Source organism: Piscirickettsia salmonis LF-89 = ATCC VR-1361, from assembly GCF_000297215.2.
GTDB lineage: Bacteria > Pseudomonadota > Gammaproteobacteria > Piscirickettsiales > Piscirickettsiaceae > Piscirickettsia > Piscirickettsia salmonis.
Window position 1 is genome coordinate 1 of record NZ_AMFF02000133.1, and the last position, 2,532, is coordinate 2,532.

The following is a 2,532-nucleotide window of genomic DNA, read 5'->3' on the forward strand; positions in this document are numbered from 1 at the left end:
GTGCGTAAGGTGAGTCAATAAATTAGCTGCTAAGCTTTTGTGCTTTATTTTTTATGCTGTTAATGAGCTTGTATAAAGGCAAGGGAGAATTGACTTTATAGATTGCTTGATTTAGGGTGACAGGCTGATGATTTGGGGAGAGATAAGGTCTTATGGCAGCCGCACAGTTAAAAGAGCAGCAACAACCCTTTTTGCTTAATAGTTTGGATAATGGGTGGAGAGTTTTTTGCTGGACGTCGTTGATTAGCTTTTTAGTTAAGGTGTATTTGGCTCATTTAGTGCCTATTACTGGGGACGAAGCTGAATATATTTATTGGGGGCAGCACTTTTCTTGGGGGTATTATGAGCATCCACCTTTAATTGGTTGGATTTTAGCCTTTTGGAATCAATTTGGCCTGAGCAATATTTGGGTGCGTATGCCTCAAATTATTGCCTCAAATTTAATTGCTGTTTTGATGTATGTTGCTTTAAAGCGGATTGATGAGAAAAAAGCAGTTTGGGTCAGTTTAATTTATTTGTTAAGCCCTGTTAGCCTTTTTAATATTGCGATTTTAACAGATACACCGTTGATGATTTTTAGCTTTTTAGGTGTGTTTTGTTTAATGATGGCAGAGCAAGGTCATGGTAATAAGTATTATCTTTTTGCGGGTTTAGGGCTGGGAGCCGCTTACTTCTCAAAGTACTTAATGTTGCCTATTGCTATTGGTGTCTTGCTGTATTTTTTGTTTTCTAAAGAGATTAAAAATCGTTGGTTAAAGCTGTTGGCTACTTTGGTATTTGCTTTACCTTTTTTTATTGAAAATGTTTGGTGGAATTATAGTAATAATTGGGTGAATTTATTATTTAATTTAGACTTGCGCAATGAAGGTGATCATTTAAATTGGCATCTGCTGGCAAAATACTTAGTGTTTATTATCTATCTTTATAGTCCTGTGATGGTTTATATCATTGTACGTCATGCAAAAAAATTGAGTCAGGGTTGGGCGAATTTAGCTTTACGTGTAGCGCTATTAACAGGTCTTGCAACTATCTTGTTTTATGGTGTGCTGTCTATTAGCAAGAGTATAGGTTTGCATTGGATTTTCTGTGGCTATGCGTTTTTATTTATGCCACTAATTTTATTGGAAGTTAAGAAAATCAAGCGGTTATTTAAATGGATGTTGTTTTATTCTGGAGTACAGTTGATTGTTGTTTTGATTGTTTTTCACTTGCCATTGTCATTCTGGAAAAAAACATCTGTGTATGATTCGGTGAATTGGTTTTTAAATTACGAAAGAATTTACCCGGTTGTTGAGCCTTATATGAAAAAGGGGTTTATCTTTATGACGCCGAGTTATGCACAGTCTTATTTGACGGTCTATCGTCATAAAAAGCCAGCGGCGGTCTGGGGAATTGGCAGTGTTAATGGCCGGCCCGATGACTTTTTTAGCAACTTTAAAGACTTTAATCATAAAAATATTGTTATTGTAAGCCAGATGGACCCCTTTTATCGTTCAGAGTATCTTCCTTACTTTAAGAAGGTTGATTTTTATAAGAAAGAAATGTTGGGATCTCCTTATTACTTAGTGGTTGGCTATGATTTTAATTATGATGCCTATCGTCAAACTATTCTTACTCGGATCTATCAAGAGTTTTATGATGTGAAGTTATTAAAATTATTGCCACGACAGGGAGATTTTTATAAGGATAAATATAACTTGTAAGTGTTGTCTATTTACCATGCTGTTTTATATTAAGTGGGTACGCACACTGTGCGTCATACTGCAGAGCCTGAGGTATTTAATTTAGCAAAGTGGAGTTGCTTAAGATCTATCATGGGTGTAATGAGTAAATACTTAAAAATATTTATGAGGTGTGATGCTATTTTAAGAATACGGCTGTTAAGGTAAGTTAAATCAGTCAAGGATGCTAAATAAAAATGTAAAGGCCGAGAGAAGTTCTGAGTGACACAAAGTCCTTGTTAGCATTCAGAGGGATTTATTAACCAAGTGATTTGATCCCATATGTATTTGTATGATAATTAAAATATAAAAAAATCAAAATATATTAAAAAATAGATAATTTTTTGATGGTTTTTTGTCATCTTATCGTTACAATGAAGATTAATGTAAATATTTATTTTCATTTCCATAAATAATTACACTATTAATTACCTTAATTGATTAAGAAGGGGATTTTTCTGCATTAATGAGATATTTAAGTAAGTTTTAGCGTGAGCTTAAGTACTGAGAGCTTTGTATCTGGTGCATATGAATCTTATTAAGCAGATTGATATTCTGAATTTTATTTAAACTCTGAGGAGGGTCTGTCAACCCCCCCATAAGTGAGACAGTTTAAAACTGGAATTATCCCTCTGTTTTTGTCGAAATTTTTTCTAACTGTTTTTCACGTTTCTCAGCAAATGTGTCTGGTGAAAGATTCTTTAAAGATTGATGTGGTCTGATCGTATTATATTCAACGATCCAGTCATCGCTAAGTTTCTGAACTTGCTGCAATGAAGTAAATTGATTGCAATCTAAAATATCACCACGA

At 34.0% G+C, this 2,532-nt stretch carries 2 protein-coding genes; one reads left to right on the forward strand and one right to left on the reverse strand.

All coding sequences use genetic code 11. The annotated features are described in order from the left end of the window. Positions 1-152: 152 nt before the first annotated feature. Entirely contained in the window at positions 153-1,703 is a 1,551-nt protein-coding gene (locus tag C200_RS11975; protein ID WP_016212058.1) for an ArnT family glycosyltransferase, read from the forward strand. Positions 1,704-2,345: 642 nt separating this feature from the next. On the opposite strand, the gene C200_RS11980 is transcribed toward C200_RS11975, so the two are convergent. Further along, on the reverse strand, positions 2,346-2,532 hold a 187-nt coding region (locus C200_RS11980; protein ID WP_033923784.1), incomplete at its 5' end, for an integrase core domain-containing protein.